This is a genomic window from Planctomicrobium mucosum, from assembly GCF_051466335.1.
In the GTDB taxonomy this organism is placed as follows: domain Bacteria; phylum Planctomycetota; class Planctomycetia; order Planctomycetales; family Planctomycetaceae; genus Planctomicrobium.
In genome coordinates this window covers 1,061,148-1,079,769 of the sequence record NZ_CP195793.1, presented here as the reverse complement: position 1 = coordinate 1,079,769, position 18,622 = coordinate 1,061,148, and the positions used below count along the sequence as shown (strand labels likewise).

Sequence of the window (18,622 nt, the reverse complement as noted above, 5' to 3'; positions counted from 1 at the left end):
ACTGAGATTTCACATGCGGACATGAATTGCATTCTGAAATCCAATTCAACTGTCGAGGAGCCATCATGATCATTCGAGTCCCCGGTCAGCCCGGAAAAGATGTTTGTGATCCCCATCAACCTGTCTCTCGCCGAGACATCTTGCGGGTCGGCGGAAGCAGCATGCTTGGACTGTCTCTTGGTTCCATGCTTCAGCTTCAAGCTGCAACAACTGCACGTGCAGATGGCCAGTTTCACCGGCCAGCAAAGGCCAAGAGCATCATCATGTGCTACCTCCAGGGTGGACCGAGTCACATCGATCTTTGGGACCCGAAGGAGAACGTGCCAGACAATGTGAGGTCGGTGTTCTCAAACATCTCAACCGTACTCCCCGGAGTGCAGTTCACCGAACTGCTTCCAAAGCTGGCAACGGTCATCGACAAAACCACGCTCATTCGATCGATGAGCTACACCCCAAATGGCCTGTTCAATCATACCGCTGCCATCTATCAGATGATGACGGGATATACGACAGACAAAGTCAGCCCGTCTGGACAACTCGAACCTCCGAGCCCCAAAGACTTCCCGAACTTCGGATCAAACATTATCCGCTTGCGACCGGCTCAGGAACCGATGCTTCCGTTCGTGATGCTTCCTCGCCCGCTTCAGGAAAGTAACGTCATCGGTAAAGGGGGAACCGCAGGGTTTCTCGGAAAGGCTTTTGACCCGTACACCCTGTATCCGTCGGGTGGCGACATGGACATGAACAAGATGGAACGCATCAATGTCTCCGATCTGGAGATGCGAGCCGATGTCTACGGGGAGCGAATGGAACGGCGCGAAAAACTCCTTGATACAATTAATGCTGGAATGCCGGAGATCGACCGCGCGGTCAAAGACTATAAGCTGAATGAGTATTACGATCAGGCACTGTCCCTCATCTCATCTGGACGAGCACGCGACGCATTTAGCATTGATCAGGAATCCGTCGCGACACGCGACATGTACGGTCGCAACACGTTCGGTCAGAGCTGCCTGCTTGCTCGTCGACTCGTCGAAGCGGGCACACGGGTCGTGGAAGTCATCTGGCCTCAAGTTGCCAACAGCGACAATCATTCCTGGGACGTTCACACCGGACTGTCTGCCCGAATGAAGAATCAGGCCGCGCCAATTTTTGACATGGGTCTTTCCGCCCTGATCAACGACCTTGATCAGCGTGGGCTACTTTCGGAAACCCTCGTCGTTGCAGTGGGTGAATTCGGACGCAGCCCGCAACGCGGTGTCAGTACTTCTGGTAACGGCAACAGTGACGATGGTCGTGATCACTGGCCGTATTGCTACACAGCGATGCTGGCAGGCGCGGGGATCAAACGAGGATATGTCCACGGAAAGAGTGATCAAACCGCTTCAGCTCCACTGGAGAACCCGGTGCATCCGGGAGAGCTTCTTGCCACGATCTATGAGTCGTTCGGAATCGCTCCTGAGACCATCGTTTACAATCATTTGAACCAACCACGCGAACTCGTCAAAGCAGAGTCCGTATCAGCACTGTATGCGTGACGCTGTTTTTCACCCCCTGCTCTGCAAACTCTCCAGTTGTCGATCCGTGATGCCACATGTGGTGTCACGGATTTTCTATTCCTGAGATCGGAAACCGAATCGTTTCCTTTCCCTGCAAGAGTTCTATTCGGAGCCTTATTCCGACTTTCTCTCAGTCAGCCAAAACGCTGCCCAGCATGTACACCAACGCTTGTCGATGTTGCTCTTCCCGTAGGCCTGGACGGTCCATAAAAGTCCGGGTTCACTTGAATCGAGACTGACCGCCCAATAGTGGTTCAGGTTGATCGCATTCTCGCCCGAATAGCGGTAAATGGCTGTTCCCGGTGATGTAATTGGTGGCAAAAACTCGTTCAAACGCTGCGTTTCTGGCCGCCGGAACGCCACACTCTCTTGAGAAGCCGTACTAGTATTCGCCGACAACTTCCCCGGTCGCGCGCGTTGTCACACTCATGTACACAGGTAAAGCAATGTTCTCTGAAATGAATCGAACTGAACCGTCGCAGAGAAGGTGATGGGCTCCACCAACGTGGAGACTGGATGGTCCGTACTCAGAATCGATCTGACCAATCGCCGAGAGCATTTGATACCCCTTCTTATTGATCGACGAGGTCGTTCCGGTCATCGTTGGGCTGGTAAAGTCCATCCAGGTTGCGACAAAGGCAGCGGTCGAACCGTCAATCCAGACGCTCGCATTTTGCTCACGGGACTCCGCGACCATAATTGTATTCGATGTGCCGTCAGTGATATCTCGCATTTTCGTGCTTCGTCCGGGATAGATGGCACCATCAGGACGATAGCCACCATAAGCAGCCTCTGTGCTCATCAGCAGGGAACTTGTCGCTGCCATTCCGAAGTAATTGCGAATAGCCCATTTACTGGCTGTCGGATATCTCGCCTCGCCAGAGTATTGATTCCCAGAAAAACTTGGGCACATGTACGCTGGGATCACTTTCTCAGCCATTGGATAGTTCACGGCCGCCAAAGCTGACGAGTTGTAGTTGATGTTGTTTGCAATCGCAGACTGATCCAGATACGGCAGAATCATACTGGCAAAGCTGTGCAGGTGATGGGTTCGCAGTTGATCAGAAGTTCCGGGAGTGAACGCCCAGACCCCAACAGTCGCTGCGGGAATGGAAGTACTTGACGGCGGGAAGACTGTCATTGTTCCTTCGTAATTGTGCATCGCCAGCCCAATCTGCTTGAGATTGTTTTTGCACTGTGTCCGGCGTGCTGCTTCACGGGCCTGCTGTACTGCAGGTAACAGTAATGCGATTAGAACAGCGATAATTGCAATCACCACCAACAGTTCAATCAGCGTAAAGCCGCGTCGACGCCCCATGAATGAAACTCCAATCAGATCTAATGTGAGTCGTCGGGAACGAACAGCGTTGGTCTTTGGCAGCCCGCGTCCATTTCAACAACAATGCTTGTCGCATCCGCCTCTCATCGACGGATTCCTAAAACTGTTTCGCCGATGGCCCCAGCCCACCACTCAACGATCGTAAATGGCAAAACTTGCCGATCCGATCAACGCAACCTCTGAAAAACACCTCACAACACATTATGACATTCGTTTGAACATTTCAATCTTTACCCTAGAAACAAAAAAGGCGGCATCATTTCTGATGCCGCCTTTCGACTAATCTACCATCCTCGAAATTCGATTATGGCTTCACTCGTTCAAATTTCAGTCCAGGGTCACTCGCGGGTGCTCCAAAAACCTTGAACTGCCATTCGTTCTCACCCAGAGACTTCACAGACCCTTCCATATTCCCCTGCTGTGAATTCGAGAGCTGAATATCGTTCTCTCCAATCGCTACATCACCCGAGATATTCGCGAGCGAATTCCCGTTCTGTGTGGCTGCCCAGGTAAATTTGGAATCCTCAGTAATGGTCAACTGGATGATGGTATCACCCGCAATAGCCTTCCAGACTCCCACTAGATCCGTCTCTGCATTGTCAGGAACCTGAGGAAGTGTCAGATCTGGAAGATTTGCAGGATCGCCCGCTGGAGTCGGTTGGACTTCAGGCAACGGCAGTTGCTCACCTTCAGGAAGCGGCAATGGAGTCGTCGTTGTTGCCGGAGTGGCAAATTCAGCTTCCAGATTATCCAGTAGCTGCTTGGCCACGACGTCCTGTGGCTGTTCCCTGACAACGACCTTCAGCGTACCAATCGCCTCCTTTCTCGATCCCGTCACCATGTAATGATAGGAAATCAAGAAGAAGGAAGCCGCGTCCTGCTGATTGGCTCGACAATGAGCTTCGAGAGCCCGAAGTTGAGTCGTGTAATCGTTCAGGTTTCCATACAGACTACTCATCGTCGTCCAATCCATCCCCGGGGAGGTGGAAAGCAACGAATTCAGAGCAGCAGCCGCAGGCTGATAGGCACCGTTGGCAAATAAGGCCAAGGCTCGAACTTCATGGATCACCGGATCGTTCGGATCCTGCTGCAACGCGGTATCAAGGAATTGCAGCGACTGCTGATAGTCTCCTGCTTTGAAAGCAGCGAGTCCTTGATCGAAGGCCTGAACGCTCGCCGTTTGAGTCGTGTTCTGCTCAGGTCCCCATACATACCCGCCGTTTCCGTCGTCGACCATCACATGATTATGAATGACGACTGGCTGTGCATAGTTGTAGACCGTTGCATAACCGCCACCCAGTCCGGGGTAATACGGATTATAGTATGATCCATATCCGTATCCCCAGTTGCTGTGCGCGAAGCTGCTGAGCCCCCAACCAGTAACTGTTCCCCAAAAGAATGGGCGATACCAGTTATTGCGTCCGTAGCCACTCCAGCTCCCGTGATACCACCCATATCGAGGGTTCACGTAGTGACGATGGTTGTGGTAGTTGTTGTATCCACCATTCCATCCCCAGCCGGGTCCGGGGCGGCCGTAGTTCGGACGTCCGACGAAGTGGTTATGATCGCGATCATGGTCATGTCCGCCGGGGCGACCACCACCGACGACAATCGGACGATCTGGTCGAGTCGATGGTCCTCCGATGACTGGACGACCACCGTTCCAATTTGGCCTTCCATCACCCGGTCGACCATCTGGTCCACCGGGACGACCAACGACATTGCCGGGGCGACCGTCACCATCTGGGCGGCCACCAACGTTTCCGGGACGTCCATCGCCGGGTCGACCATCGGGTCCACCGGGACGACCAACGACGTTGCCGGGGCGACCGTCACCATCTGGGCGGCCACCAACGTTTCCGGGACGTCCATCGCCGGGTCGACCATCGGGTCCACCGGGACGACCAACGACGTTGCCGGGGCGACCGTCACCATCTGGGCGAGCCCCTGTCGATGGAAGGTTTCCGAGGTCCGGTCGAGTCACAGGGCGATTTGCTCCGCCGATCGTGGGACGGTTGCCGCTACCAGTTTGAGGTGGTCGAGATCGATCCGTTCCAACCTGAGGACGGCTCGATCCACTTCCAACGCCATCTGGCAATCGGATTGGGCGATCGCCGCCTGTACCTGGGCGTTCAGCGACAGGTCGACCTGAAGGTGCTCCGCCGATTGGTCGGCCCCCTTCAGGACGAGTGATCGTCGGACGATTGTTCCCAGATTGAACAGGAGCCGATGGTCGAGAGACGTCTCGAGATGCTCCACCAAGCGTTGGCTTGGATTGAGTCGGTTGCGGGAGACGGACATTAGGAGCATGCCGAGACTGACCTGGTGCCCCCCGAGATCCTCCGCCACTCGGTCGAGTCGCTGGAGGTCCGCTCGAAGGTCTACCACCACCGCCGCTCGTGCGAGGTCCCGAGGAACGAGATTGGCTCTCGCCGCCTCCGCGCCCCTTGCCAGATGGAGGATCTGCAGAAACCGGTGCGACCATCAACATTGTCGCCAATGACGTCGCCAGCAGTCCGCATCGCTTATAAAAATGGAAGATATTCATCGCATTACCAATCCCTTGAGACTTTCCCGTCGAGGAAAACTCTTACGTGGTACATCACATCAATGTGCCACTTTGCTTGTATCGTCGAATTCATTCTGTTCCGGCAGCTGGTCCGCTCCGAACAATATTGAGTTCGAAGTCAGCGTCTTGCACTCCACCGATCAATCGACTCTGTCCTTTCAGTGTGAATCGATCATGACTTTCCGGATTCAGTAAAATTGTAGCGGATGCTGCGCGTCCATCCGGAAGTATGGCGGTTGAATTCACATGCCATCCCGTCTCGATCTGAGTCCATTGGCCTTCTCCAAACCCGCCGTCAGAATCGAATACCCAAGAACGAATCTGTCCGTTCAGTGGATCAAATCCGATCCGTGTAGAACTCTTCACAACAACATCTGGCCCTGATGTAACGACATACTCCCCTAACAGAAAGTTCCCATCTTCCGACCATTTGTAGGTGATGTGAACCTTTCCATCGGGCCCTTCATTGATCCACTCCCCGACCAACCATCCAAGCGGCTGCAAAGCGTCACTGGCTCGGGGGATTACAGGGAGTTCCGTATCCTTCACCGACGCTAATTTCCAACCCGCGTCAGTCTTCGTCAGAATTGCGACATAATCCACCACCGCGTCGGCTTCCTCACCAGCGATGGTGTATCGCTTTCCCTCCTCAATTGCCAACGGCCCAATCTCCCGAAGGCTGCTAATCTCTAACGCAATCTTTGCGCCAGGATACGTCTCAAAATATTTTTTCAGGATTTCTTCGATCTCTCGCTGTCCGCGATACATCCGCCCCTCTTCATCAATCCACTCTCCACCATCAATAAACATCCCTGCGATCGTGGCAGCTTCACCGGCATTAAATGCCGCAACAAGTTGCTCAGCAACCGCTTTGATTTCCTCCGCTGTCGTCCTGGCCTCTGTCGGCTGGGCACTCACTGACGCCCCCAATTGTGACAAGATGAAGGCAGAACAAATCAAAACCCATCTCGCAAAGCTGAAAGAGCCGCTACTGTTATAATTGAGACGACATGCTGCATTCATTTTGACTTCACCTTCTTTGTTCGAGCACGGCGAAAGCATTGGTACCGACCCCTTTCCGGAACATTTCGGGATGATCAGTCCCACAGCTTCACTATCAACGGCATGTTCAATTGTGCAACAGACTATTTTGCATTGGCCCACATCGAAGTTAAAAATGACAAATGAGCTGGTTCCCTGACATGACCGGATTGTTTCACACTCAATTCAGCGAAGATCATGATGTCGAATATTTATGACTGCATTGTTCTTGGACTTGGTGGATTTGGAAGCAGTGCGATCGCCCACCTCGCATCGAACGGACAAAGCGTTCTTGGGCTCGATCAATACCCTCCAGTACATCGCTTTGGGAGTTCCCACGGAAGGACTCGCGTCATTCGTCAGGCGTACTTCGAACACCCCGATTACGTGCCGCTGCTGCAACGTGCTTATGAACTTTGGAGGCAGCTGGAAGAGACCGTTGATGCGTCACTTTACTCGGAATGTGGCCTAATGCTTTCCGGACCGCCACACGGAACCGTAATCTCCGGAGCCCGTGAAGCATCCCGAATCCACGCTCTCGAACTTGAGGATGTTACTGCTTCGGAAATTACAGACCGATTTCCTGCGTTTCAGATCCCGGAAGATCATGAGGTGGTCTTTGAACCTCGCGCGGGCTACCTCAGAGTAGAAGACTGTGTCGCTGCCCATCTGGACGTCGCCGAAGCACAAGGCGCGCAGGTCATATTTGGCGAGCGAGTCCAATCATGGTCGGCCACCGAAAAAAGTGTTCGAGTTCAAACCCGAACCCAAGTCTACGAGGCAGCGTCGCTGGTGATTGCAGGAGGGGCATGGACGAGTCAGATCCTCGGGGATGTGCTTCCACCATTGCATGTGCTTCGAAAAGTACAGGTTTGGTCGAAAATCCAGCCAGAGTGGAGCGACACCTACCTGAACGCCCCTGTATTTTACTACAGCCTACCAGATGGGGATGTCTACGGTTTCCCTTCGCAGGATGGAGTCTCAATCAAGCTTTGCGAGCACACTGGTGGTCAAGTCGTTGCCAATCCATCCGAGCTGGACTTCACCTGCCACGAAGCGGATCGAACTCCCATTCAACATTTCACGAAGGCCTTCCTCCGCGGGATTGAAGATCGCATCGTCGATCACTCCGTCTGCATGTATACGATGTCTCCCGATGAACATTTCATCATCGACCGACATCCCGAACACTCAAATGTGATCCTTGCAGCAGGCTTTTCTGGACACGGTTTCAAATTCACCAGCGTGATCGGCGAAGCATTGGCAGACATGGCGATGGGCCGTTCGGTGCGTCTGCCAATGGAGTTCCTGAAGCTGGACCGATTCAACACTCCCTCCACCTGAGTTCGCATCGACGGCAGTCAAGACCCAGGAATTCCTGCGAGCTCCAAAATGGGCCGAATCTCGACAGTCCCTTTTTTGGCAGCGGGAATCTGACTGGCGATCTCGATGGCTTCATCAAGGTTGTCTGCTTCTACCAGAAAATAACCCCCGAGTTGCTCGCGAGTCTCAGCAAAAGGACCATCCGTGACAGTTCGCTTCCCTTCCCTGATTTGAACGCTTGTCGCAGCTGCGACCGAGTGAAGAGGCGAAGCCCCCAGAAACTTTCCGCAAGCATGCAATTCCTGAGTGAGCACCGTGGACTCCTGAAAGCATTTTTCTCTCTCAGGCTCTGTCCAGGCATCTTCCGCAGAATAGATCAACAACATGTACTTCATAACAGGATCAAGCCCCCTCAGAAAGACTTTTGTTCTACCTAAATACGAGTGTATTCCGCTTGCATGAACTGCACCCATGTTCCATCAGCCATCAGGCATTCTGACGTCATGGTCCGATGATTTTCATCGACGATCCGAATAATGTCGCGATATTGTGTTCGACCGGTCATCTCGAAATTGGGACCTTCGCTATTCAGTGTCAGCGTCTGATGCTTCTCATCAAGCGAACCGAGATAGTGCCAGATCATCGGCATGACCGAGGCGACAAACGACCCAACGAACTGATTCTTGTCTGGATCAAAGCCGATGGTCATGACACTGCGAGCAGTCCCCCCCATTGGCGTTTCTCCATTCCCTTCACAAAGAACCCAGAGGTCTCCCAATCCACGAACCGAGTCGGTTGATTTGAGGACCATCTTCGGCTCGCCCGGCCCGGTGACACATTCAATATTCATCGACCAATCACCAATGAGCTGCTTCAACCATTGGTGCTGAGGAGTGACAACAACTTCCTCGTTCATACTCGTCGTCTCCTGATAAAAGACTGAGAACTTCAAACATTGCGAATGGAAACGACGTCAAGCGTCGGCAGAAGAAGACCGCCGATTCCAATCAAGAAGGACGGGTCCCAATTCTGCGTGGCGATTCTTCGCCCACTGCATTACCTCTTCATTGACGGCCCGAATCTCGAAGCCACCCATTCGACAGCCAGGATGCTGGGACATCAATTGGATTGCGTGATTCAAATCTCTCGCTTCCAGCATCAGGATCCCTCCAAGATACTCTTTGGTTTCGATAAATGGACCATCCGTCACCACAATTTGACCATTTTTCGGTTGAATCGTGACTGCGGTTTCAGCGGGTTGAAGTGCAGCACCGCCGACCATATAGCCTCGACTGACCAGCTCTGCATCGTAATCAATACATTTCTCCATCATCCCAAGCTGCTCATCAGCTGGGATCGTGTTCCAACTCACTTCGTCAAAATACCCCAGGCATATGAATTTCAAGAGAATCTCCTTGTTCCAATCAGGCCGATATGTCCCCGCCGCTGAGTTGTCGATCTGGGGATCAACAAATCGACAAGCGGATTCTGAAATTCTCAAATGCCTCTTTTTCCTCGAACTTCCTGCAATCGTTTCTCGAGAAACCTTCGTTCGGGGCCCTGTTGAATCAATGAAAGTGATTTCAGGTAGGACGCCTCTGCGTCTTCGTATCGTTCGAGTCGTCGGCTCAAATCTGCTTTGGCGGCATGAGCAAGTGAATAGTTCACAAGATCGCCCCGCTCAAGAATCTGATCGATGAGAGCGAGCCCCGCTTCCGGACCATCGGCCATCGCCGTGGCAACGGCTCGATTGAGCTCCACGACGGGAGACGAAACCGCGTATAACAGAGCGTCATACAGTTTTACAATCTGCTTCCAGTCTGTCTGTTCTGCAATCGAAGCTTGAGCATGCACGGCGGCAATGGCCGCCTGAATTGTGTAAGAACCGATGGATTCCGCCTGCATCGCCCGACTGACACAATTCAGCCCATTTCGGATGAGAGTCTGATCCCACAAGGACCGATCTTGATCCTCCAGCAGAACGAGATCCCCTGCTGCATCAGTCCTTGCGACTCGCCTCGACTCCTGTAAATACATGAGTCCCAGAAGGCCGAACACTTCTGTTTCTGGGAGAAGTTCGACAAGCAGTGCCCCCAACCGAATTGCTTCCTGAGTCAGGTCACTTCGAGTGAGTACGTCACCCGAAGTGGCTGAATACCCCTCATTGAACACCAAATAGACAACAGAGAGCACGGACTCAAGACGATCCGGGAGATCCTTCCGAGCGGGAATCACGTAAGGAATCCCTGCGTCCCGGATCTTGGCTTTTCCGCGGACGATTCTTTGGGCGATCGTTGACGGCGACGTCAAGAACGCCCGAGCAATCTCCTCTGTCTGTAACCCGCAGACTTCGCGAAGTGTCAACGCCACTCTTGCCTCGAATGAAATCGCAGGATGGCAACACGTAAAAATCAGTCGGAGCCGGTCATCCTCGACGCGACCATCTTCCTCGAAATCAGTCGACGAATCGATCTGGTTGAGCTTGTTTGCGAGTGTCCCGAGGGAGGCATCGAATCTGGCCCGTCGACGGATCGTATCGATCGCCTTAAATCGTCCCGTCGACACCAACCAGGCACGTGGACTGGATGGAATTCCGTCGCGTCTCCAACTCTCAACGGCATTCGCAAAAGCGTCATGCAGTGCTTCTTCAGCCAGGTCAAAGCTTCCCAGCAGTCGAACTAAGGATGCAAAGACCCTGCGTGAATCAGCCCGGTAAAGCTGATCAACGAATTCCTCTACTGAAACGTCCTCGGGCTGTTGATTCAATTCTATCTGCTGCTTCATAAAACAGATCATGCCGAAATTTGATGCAATTCACCATCAAAGTCGCGGGTACGTCGTCTGTTGCACAGCGGTTTTCACTGTTGCGATCGCTTCATCTTGCCGATCTCAGTGACGTTACGCTAATTTTTCTTTTCCTCGACATGACTCTTCCACGCTCGAATCTTCAGTGATCAATATGAACGACTACGAACTCCTTGGATCATTTTACTTGGGGCGGGATTATGACATGGAATCCAGCTCGGTTTCTGAACAACCGATGCTTTATGATTCCAAGGACCTCACCACTCACGCTTTGATAGTCGGAATGACGGGGAGCGGAAAGACAGGGCTTGGGATCACGCTTCTGGAAGAAGCAGCCATCGATAATATCCCTGCGATCGTGATTGATCCAAAAGGGGACATGGGGAACTTGATGCTCACATTCCCCAATCTTCAGCCAAATGATTTCCAGCCTTGGGTTGAGCCGGGAGAAGCGCTGCGAAAAGGGATGAACGTCGAAGAGTACGCGACGCGGCAAGCTCTGCAATGGAAAGAAGGACTCGCTGATTGGGACCAGTCACCTGATCGGATTACACGACTGCGGAATGCTGCAGAAGTAGCGGTCTATACGCCGGGGAGCGATGCGGGCATCCCGTTATCCGTTCTGAAGTCTCTCAATGCTCCCCCACCTGCAGTTCGGGAAAATGCCGACGCCCTTCGAGAGTCCACGTCGAATGCGGTTTCGGCACTTCTTTCACTGCTAGGAGTGAACGCTGACCCACTCCGCAGTCGAGAGCACATTCTGCTGTCGAACATTGTCGAAACAGCCTGGAAAGCCGGTCGGAATCTGGACCTCGCCCAGCTGATTCGGGAAATCCAAACCCCACCGTTCGACAAAATCGGCGTGATGGATCTGGAATCAATCTTTCCAACCGCAGATCGTCGCGAACTTTCCATCGCAATTAACAACGTACTGGCCTCCCCTGCCTTCGCGAGCTGGACCCAAGGCGAACCACTCGACATTCAAAACCTGCTCTACACTCAAGAAGGAAAACCACGACTCGCAGTGCTCTCGATCGCTCATCTCAACGAACAGGAGCGAATGTTCTTCGTCACGATTGTTTTGAACGAGATGATTTCCTGGATGCGCAGCCAGCCCGGAACATCAAGCCTCAGAGCGATTTTGTACATGGACGAAATGTTCGGCTATCTGCCCCCGACATCGAATCCATCTTCCAAAACCCCGATGCTGACACTGCTGAAACAGGCCCGCGCTTATGGGGTCGGAATCGTCCTGTCGACCCAAAATCCCGTCGACCTCGACTACAAAGCCCTGTCGAATGCAGGCACGTGGTTCCTCGGTAGACTTCAAACAGAACGTGACAAACTCCGCGTTCTCGATGGATTGCAAGGGGCCAGCGAAGCAGCAGGCGTGGCGTTCGATCGACAACGAATCGAAACCATTTTGTCCGGCCTGAAGAACCGGGTCTTCATGATGAACAATGTTCATGAAGATCATCCGGTTGTGTTTCAGGTTCGCTGGGCACTGTCGTATTTGCGTGGTCCGCTGACTCGTGAGCAGCTTCGTACATTGACCGCGCCGCTCAAATCACGACTCAAATTACTCACAGGCACCAGTTCGGAAAAAAGTGCATCAAGCACCCCGTCCGCTACTGGAACAAGCAATCATCTGCCACTGGTGCCACAAGAGATTAAACAGCGATTTCTCCCAATCTCTCGCAGCGTCTCTCGAGATGCACAGATCGTCTACAAACCGGCGCTCTGCGGGCTGGCTCAAACACACTATGTCGACGCGAAATCAAAAACGGATTTCTGGACAGAGGTGCGAAAGATCGTTCGACTCGATACCGACGAAGTCTCAAAAGACCCTTGGGATGAAAGTGAATCACTTGCAAAAGTGAACACTGAAACTTCTGGCGCATCAGCAGCGGAATACATTCATCCACCGGCAGAATGTTTACGCGCATCGACCTACAAGAGCTGGACAGCTTCTTTCAAGAACTATCTGTATCGTTCACAGGTGCTCACGCTCTCTTTCAGTCCTGACCTAAAACTCTACTCCTCTCCGCAGGATGCACAGGGGGCATTTTCGGCACGCCTCACTCAGCAGGCCCGAGAAGCACGTGATCTCCAGAAGGAGAAGCTCCAACAGAAATATGCTTCCTCCATCGGCAAAGTGGATGAACGCATCCGTAAAGCGGGTCAACGCGTCGAAGTCGAAAAGCAGCAGGCAAGCAGTTCCACAATGTCCGCAGCGATGACTTTTGGAACCAGTGTTTTAGGGGTTCTGTTCGGACGAAAGACGCTCAGCGCGACCAACGCAACAAAGGCAGCAACGAGCATGCGAGCCGCATCACGTGCGATGGAGCAACGTGGGGACGTCAAACGAGCAGTAGAAACGATGGAGCAACTTCAAAGCGAAAAGGCTGAGTTGATCAAGTCTCTCGAAAGCGAACTCAACAAGATCACAGAGACATTTTCTGATGCCCAAATTCGAGTCGAAGATTATCCGATCAATCCCAGGAAGTCGGACCTGTCTGTGGACGAACTTGGGATCATCTGGATTCCTTATCTCCGAAGCGCAAGTGGACGCTTGGACCCTGCATACGACTCCGATCTGCTGACCGCTGTCGATAGCTGACCAAGAGGCAGCTTTCGGTTGAGATCTAATATGAAACTTGAAAAGGCGAATCGAGACATGCTTGATTCGCCTTTTTGCTTGAAATCCGCTCACAAACTGAAGATGCGAAATCGAATATTCTGATGAAGATACCCGGATGAAATCCGACACGTCGCAGGCCCGAACAGTTTGGTGCTCGCGTTCTGCACCCTAGACTCAGGCGCCGACCGACCGGAAGTGCCCTCACGAGAGTGCGGCGTTCCGGCGGCGATACCCGCAGCGTTTAAAAGGGGTTTTGCCACGATTCGTCGCCACGACATCCTTGAGGACAGTCTCTAGCGGTTGAATGGCCCAACCGGACCGGTGAAAGAGATTTCTTCTTCGTGCGGCTGATCGAACAAGGCAGGGATGGAAGGAAGATGAATTTCCTTCGACCAGACCTTTTGCTCTGCTTTGCGTTTCCCGAGCCCACGGGAATTTCGAGAAGAGACGTATCGACCCGACTCGAACTCTGCCTGACTATGAGGGAGTACCTGAGTCGTCGAACGCTTTTTTGGAACAAGGTCGAACCCGAACCAAGGAGACGGAGAATCACTACTCATACTAAACCATCGATTTCCAATCTCGCAGCCCGATGCAGGCAGCACGAGAAGTAACAAAACGATCAGCAAGTTCAGTTTGAATAATGGGAGTCGCATCATGCAACTTTCTCGAAACATCCTTTAAGTTCACGGTGTGTTGTGAACTCCCCCTAAGGAGAGATTCTGACACCAATGCGTGAACACTATTCGTCACCCTCGTACTGTTCAGGGAGCCCGTGGCTGCGAGATAGCGGATTCAGTGGCCTGACCGTAGAACAACCGATCAGCATCGCGAGCAAAACTAGGCACGCCATGGCTCGAATGTGTTTACGTTCCACTGCCGCCTCCTGCGGTCGGAAATCCCAAATAACAGATGATCTCCAGACCATCCTTGATCAGGAGAAGATGACGACGAATTGTTTCGGGGAATTATTTTTTGAATCAAACAGGTGGGAAACCGGCAGGATTCCGCCAGCTGCCGCAACATAACGGTTCATCAGAATCTAGAAAAGACCAAATTTTCCCCAAAGACTTTCCTCGGGACTTTACTGGTTCAACAGCCACGCACTCGGGTTCGCAATTGCGTTGACCAACGCTTGAAGAAACCGGGCAGCAGGGGCTCCATCCAGCCGACGATGATCGAACGTCAGGCTCAATGAGATCTGATGTTGAGCGACGATCGTTCCATCATTCAAGACGACCGCTTCGCGTCGAATTGCGCCCAAGCCCAAAATTGCAGCTTCCGGAATATTGATGACCGGCGTAAAAAAATCGATGCCGAACGCCCCGAGGTTGCTGATCGTGAATACTGATCCTTGCATATCGGTTCCGGAAATTTGCCCCGCTTTGACACGGTTGAAGAGCTCGCGAGACTGCTCTGCAAGATCCGGCAACGATTGAATAGCGGGACCTTTCAAAACTGGGACCAGGAGTCCATCGGGAGTATCGACCGCGATCCCGATATGAATCTCATCATCCGCTGGGACGACAACCGAGTTTCCTTCCCAGCGAGTCATTAAAAGGGGATGTTGCGGTAACAGTGACGCAACGAGCTTTGTGATAATGTCCTGATAACTCGGGATCGCTTTCGCGTTGCCTACAGCTTTGATCTGTTCGCGAAGATTCACCAGATTGGACGCATCTGCTCGACTGGTGAGTGTCACCGGAACTGTCTGCTGATGACTTGCCGTCATCCGTTCCGCGATCACACGCCTGCGTTTGGGGATCTGTCCGGGAATTAAACTATCCCGCGTATCCGATCTCGGCTGCACGTTCTCCCGAACATCACGTTCACGAACCCGTCCCCCCGCTCCACTGCCGGGTATGGTGCGCCAGTCGATTCCCAGTTCTTTGGCAATCCTTCTCGCACGTGGGCTCGCGTGAACCGATATCTGGACAGTTGATCGTTTCTCCCCGGCAACTCCTCCTGCTTGATGCGTCGCACGCTGAAGGTCTTCAGCAAAGACCCGTCCGCCGGGTCCAGATCCGATGAGTTCGTTGACTGTAATCCCGAGTTTTCTTGCCATTCGCCGAACTGCGGGACCAGCGGCCCCCGGAGATCCACAGCCCCCGGCTGACAAGTCTGGAACGACTTTCGCGACATCGATAACTGCTGGAGAGACCGCTTGAGTCTGCTCAACAACCTGAACCTTTCTGACTTCCTCGGATTGAGTCGGCTTCGGCGTTGATGGGGCCCCAACTGCTGGCGGCGCTTCCCCGGGTGACAATAAGTAGGCAAGCACGCTCCCAACTGGCAGTGTGGTTCCAATCGCCGGTGCGTTCTCCGGAAGAAACAGAATTCCCTCGTCGACCGCTTCCACTTCCTGAATCGCCTTTTCACCCTCCAGTTCAAAAAGCGGTTCGCCAACTTGCACGACCTCGCCGGGCTGCTTCAACCAGCCAACGAACGTTCCCTCTTCCATCGACCAACCGAGTCGTGGAATCACAATCTCGAATGCCATGAACGTTATTCCTTGATCAACTCACGAATGGCCTGTGCGATCTGCTCCGCCGTCGGGACGACAACCGCTTCCAGAGAGGGGCTATAAGGTGTTGGAGCAAATACTCCTGTCAATCTGCGAACCGGGGCGTCGAGATCATTGAACGCTGCATCCACGGCAACGGCTGCGATTTCCGCAGAAAATCCGCAATTTGCAGGGGGCTCATCCACAACGAGCAATCGACCAGTTTTCTTGATTGACTCCAGAATTGTCTTCTGGTCAAGCGGCAGAACGGTTCTCGGGTCGATCACTTCGACAGAGATCCCCTCCTTCTCTAGCTGGTCACAGACAGAAAGCGTCAAATGAACCATTCGGGCAAGAGCAACGACGGTCACGTCTTTTCCCGATCGAGCAATTGCTGCCTGACCGAATTCAATTTCGTATTCCCCTTCCGGCACTTCACACTTTGCCTGAAGAAGTTCACGGTGCTCCAGAAACATCACCGGGTCATTTCCACGCAGTGCGTGCAACAACAATCCTTTCGCGTCACGAGCGTTGGATGGCACGACGACTTTTAATCCTGGAACCTGCGCATACATTCCGTAGTAACTTCCGGAATGATGTGTAGCTGCGGAGTGACCGACACCGATGCAGCCACGTAACACGACGGGCATCTGGAGTCGTCCACTCGACATAAATTGCATTTTGGCGATCTGATTCACGATCTCGGCAAAGGAATCAAGAACGAAATCAGCGAACATGAAGTCAACGACAGGTCGAGTGCCTGTCATCGCTGCCCCACAGGCCAAACCAACGAAACCTCGCTCAGCAATTGGGGTGTCGCACAGTCGAAGCGCCCCGTATTTCTGATACAGCCCCTCTGTCGTCTTGAAGTTCCCTCCGCGAATCCCGATTCCCTCACCCAGAACGAAGATCGAGTCATCGCTTTCCATGGCGAGCGATAGAGCTTCATGGGTCGCTTGAGAAAATGTTGTGTTCTTGACTGGAGTCTCTGGACTCACAGGCGCAGGAACATTGACCTGCGCACTATAGACGCAGGTCGTCGCGTCGGAAGCATCTGGAAGAGGACTCTGCTCTGCGAAGAGACGAGACTCCTTCACGAGCTCTTTGATTTCCAAATCAATCTCATCAATTTGAGACTCAAGAATTCCGTACTCGTCGATCAGGCGCTTTCTCCAGGAGACGATTGGACAGTGTCGTTTCCAGGACTCAACTTCTTCACGGGTTCGATAGGTGAAATCTCCCATCCCCTCCGAATGCGGTCGGGTCCGGTAAGTGTGACACTCAATCAACGTCGGACCATGCCCCGTTCGAGCTCTGTGCACCGCTTCCTGCGCAGCTGCGTGAACAGCCTGAACGTCATTGCCGTCGACTTCGATCCCGACAAGCCCGTAAGCCGCTCCACGGTCCGCTACTGTTCCGCTGCCGGAAGAATACGAGAAGGGAATTTCGGTCGCGTACTGGTTGTTTTCGCAGATGAACAGCACCGGCAACTTCCAGATGCTGGCCATATTCAGCCCCTCGTGGAAAGCACCGTTGTTCACCGCGCCATCGCCAAAGAAGGCAACAGCCACGTTTCCGGACTCCTTCAATCTGGCTGTATATCCACCGCCGCAGGCCTGCAAAATACAGGGCCCAACAATGCCGCTCGTCCCCATCATTCCAATTTCCGGGGAGAAAATGTGCATGCTGCCGCCACGTCCACGGGAGCAACCCGTCGCGCGACCAAATAATTCTGCGATCAGCTCACGAGGGTGCATTCCCTTCGCGAGTGCGTGACCATGACCACGATGGGTACTGAAAACAGAATCGTCTGGAGTCAGATGAGCACAGACCCCTGTCGCAATGGCTTCCTGTCCCACGTAGGTGTGACACGCTCCGTGAATGAGCCCTCGCTGATGACATCGGGCCAATTCTTCTTCAGTCTGACGAATCACCTGCATTGTCCGATACAAGGACAACACAGAATCGACCGGGAGACCGATCCCTTCGCCATTGCGATGAGATGTTAATTGTTGAGAGGATCCGTTTCTGCCGCCAATCATTTCGTCGTTCCTCCAATTGTTCCGCCTGCATTCATCGCCAGATTTCCGCCGTCCATGGGGATGATCGCTCCAGTAATCCATTCAGATGCGGCCGATGCCAATAGCACAACCAGTCCTTGAATGTCTTGAGGGCGACCAAGCCGACCACTGGGAATCCCACGAAGCCATTGATCCACCAAACTCGGGTCTGCAGCAATTCTCTTTTCGAGACTTGGGTTGATGACCTGAGCGGGAAGTATGGCATTTACTCGAACACCACGCCGAGCCCATTCCGTGCTCAACTCACGAGTCATCTGAATGACTGCTCCCATTGCCATGCTGTAGGCAATATGCCCTCGCCCTAAAGCTGTGTTACTGGCGAGAGATCCAATATTCAGAATACTTCCAGTTCCGGCAGCCAACATGCGACGTCCTGCTTGCTGACACATGAGCAACCGGCCGAACACCAGATTCTGGAACACCTGCTGAACCTGGGCGAGCGGAATCTCCTCTGGGCTTCCCAGAATTCCTTCGCCAGCAATGTTTCCCAAAAAATCAACGTGATCGAACTCCGCATCGAATTTCTCGAAGATTTTCTCAATCGTCCCGGGATCAGAGACACTCCCGCAATACGAGACGACGCGGCGTCCCATCGCAGCGACGGTGTCCACCGTCTCCAGAAGCCCTGATTCGTTGAGATCAAGCAAGAAACAATCTGCCCCATGAGAGGCTAAAGCAATCGCCGACGCCTTTCCTAAGCCACTGGCAGCACCGGAGACGATCGCAACCTTCCCTGACAAATCGAAGATAGACATTCAAAC

Annotated in this window: 15 protein-coding genes; 3 read left to right on the top strand and 12 right to left on the bottom strand. The window is 53.1% G+C overall.

Going from position 1 to position 18,622, the window contains the following annotated elements; all coding sequences use genetic code 11:
* The first annotated feature begins 68 nt into the window (after positions 1-68).
* A complete protein-coding gene (locus SH668x_RS04410) occupies positions 69-1,538 on the top strand; it encodes a DUF1501 domain-containing protein (RefSeq protein ID WP_437188514.1) in 1,470 nt (489 codons plus the stop codon).
* A 135-nt stretch (positions 1,539-1,673) separates the two neighbouring features.
* Here the strand turns inward: SH668x_RS04410 and SH668x_RS04405 are convergent, their stop codons facing one another.
* The 4 genes from SH668x_RS04405 to SH668x_RS04390 form a co-directional block, all read right to left on the bottom strand.
* On the bottom strand, positions 1,674-1,892 hold the full coding sequence (locus SH668x_RS04405) for a hypothetical protein (protein ID WP_437187485.1): 219 nt from the start codon (positions 1,890-1,892) through the stop codon (positions 1,674-1,676).
* Positions 1,893-1,941: 49 nt separating this feature from the next.
* Positions 1,942-2,877, bottom strand: a complete 936-nt coding sequence (locus SH668x_RS04400; protein ID WP_437187484.1) for a DUF1559 family PulG-like putative transporter — start codon at positions 2,875-2,877, stop codon at positions 1,942-1,944.
* 325 nt (positions 2,878-3,202) lie between these two features.
* Positions 3,203-5,446 carry a tetratricopeptide repeat protein gene (locus tag SH668x_RS04395; RefSeq protein WP_437187483.1) on the bottom strand — a complete coding sequence of 748 codons (2,244 nt, stop codon included), beginning with the start codon at positions 5,444-5,446 and terminating at the stop codon, positions 3,203-3,205.
* Positions 5,447-5,536: 90 nt separating this feature from the next.
* Positions 5,537-6,385, bottom strand: a complete 849-nt coding sequence (locus tag SH668x_RS04390) for a YybH family protein (RefSeq protein WP_437187482.1) — start codon at positions 6,383-6,385, stop codon at positions 5,537-5,539.
* Between the two features lie 321 nt (positions 6,386-6,706).
* Between SH668x_RS04390 and solA the strand changes: the two genes are divergently transcribed.
* On the top strand, positions 6,707-7,852 hold the full coding sequence (solA, locus tag SH668x_RS04385) for an N-methyl-L-tryptophan oxidase (protein WP_437187481.1): 1,146 nt from the start codon (positions 6,707-6,709) through the stop codon (positions 7,850-7,852).
* Between the two features lie 17 nt (positions 7,853-7,869).
* Here the strand turns inward: solA and SH668x_RS04380 are convergent, their stop codons facing one another.
* The 4 genes from SH668x_RS04380 to SH668x_RS04365 all read right to left on the bottom strand — a co-directional run bounded on the left by SH668x_RS04380 (position 7,870) and on the right by SH668x_RS04365 (position 10,615).
* Positions 7,870-8,226 carry a YciI family protein gene (locus SH668x_RS04380; RefSeq protein WP_437187480.1) on the bottom strand — a complete coding sequence of 119 codons (357 nt, stop codon included), beginning with the start codon at positions 8,224-8,226 and terminating at the stop codon, positions 7,870-7,872.
* 38 nt (positions 8,227-8,264) lie between these two features.
* Complete coding sequence (locus SH668x_RS04375; protein WP_437187479.1) at positions 8,265-8,747, bottom strand: DUF1579 domain-containing protein; 483 nt, start codon at positions 8,745-8,747, stop codon at positions 8,265-8,267.
* A gap of 57 nt (positions 8,748-8,804) precedes the next feature.
* Entirely contained in the window at positions 8,805-9,236 is a 432-nt protein-coding gene (locus tag SH668x_RS04370) for a YciI family protein (RefSeq protein WP_437187478.1), read from the bottom strand.
* Between the two features lie 92 nt (positions 9,237-9,328).
* On the bottom strand, positions 9,329-10,615 hold the full coding sequence (locus SH668x_RS04365) for an RNA polymerase sigma factor (RefSeq protein ID WP_437187477.1): 1,287 nt from the start codon (positions 10,613-10,615) through the stop codon (positions 9,329-9,331).
* Between the two features lie 226 nt (positions 10,616-10,841).
* Here SH668x_RS04365 and SH668x_RS04360 point away from each other — a divergent pair, with 226 nt between their 5' ends.
* Positions 10,842-13,256 carry an ATP-binding protein gene (locus SH668x_RS04360; protein WP_437187476.1) on the top strand — a complete coding sequence of 805 codons (2,415 nt, stop codon included), beginning with the start codon at positions 10,842-10,844 and terminating at the stop codon, positions 13,254-13,256.
* A 314-nt stretch (positions 13,257-13,570) separates the two neighbouring features.
* Here the strand turns inward: SH668x_RS04360 and SH668x_RS04355 are convergent, their stop codons facing one another.
* From SH668x_RS04355 to SH668x_RS04340, 4 genes are all read right to left on the bottom strand, one after another.
* Positions 13,571-13,936: a hypothetical protein gene (locus tag SH668x_RS04355; protein WP_437187475.1), complete on the bottom strand. Its 366-nt coding sequence runs from the start codon at positions 13,934-13,936 to the stop codon at positions 13,571-13,573.
* A gap of 425 nt (positions 13,937-14,361) precedes the next feature.
* The gene (locus SH668x_RS04350; RefSeq protein ID WP_437187474.1) at positions 14,362-15,777 is read right to left on the bottom strand and encodes a dihydrolipoamide acetyltransferase family protein; all 1,416 of its coding nucleotides are present in this window, start codon (positions 15,775-15,777) and stop codon (positions 14,362-14,364) included.
* A gap of 5 nt (positions 15,778-15,782) precedes the next feature.
* Complete coding sequence (locus tag SH668x_RS04345) at positions 15,783-17,822, bottom strand: alpha-ketoacid dehydrogenase subunit alpha/beta (protein ID WP_437187473.1); 2,040 nt, start codon at positions 17,820-17,822, stop codon at positions 15,783-15,785.
* Positions 17,819-18,616, bottom strand: a complete 798-nt coding sequence (locus SH668x_RS04340) for an SDR family NAD(P)-dependent oxidoreductase (RefSeq protein ID WP_437187472.1) — start codon at positions 18,614-18,616, stop codon at positions 17,819-17,821. Before SH668x_RS04340 ends, SH668x_RS04345 begins: the two co-directional genes overlap by 4 nt.
* Positions 18,617-18,622: the final 6 nt, after the last annotated feature.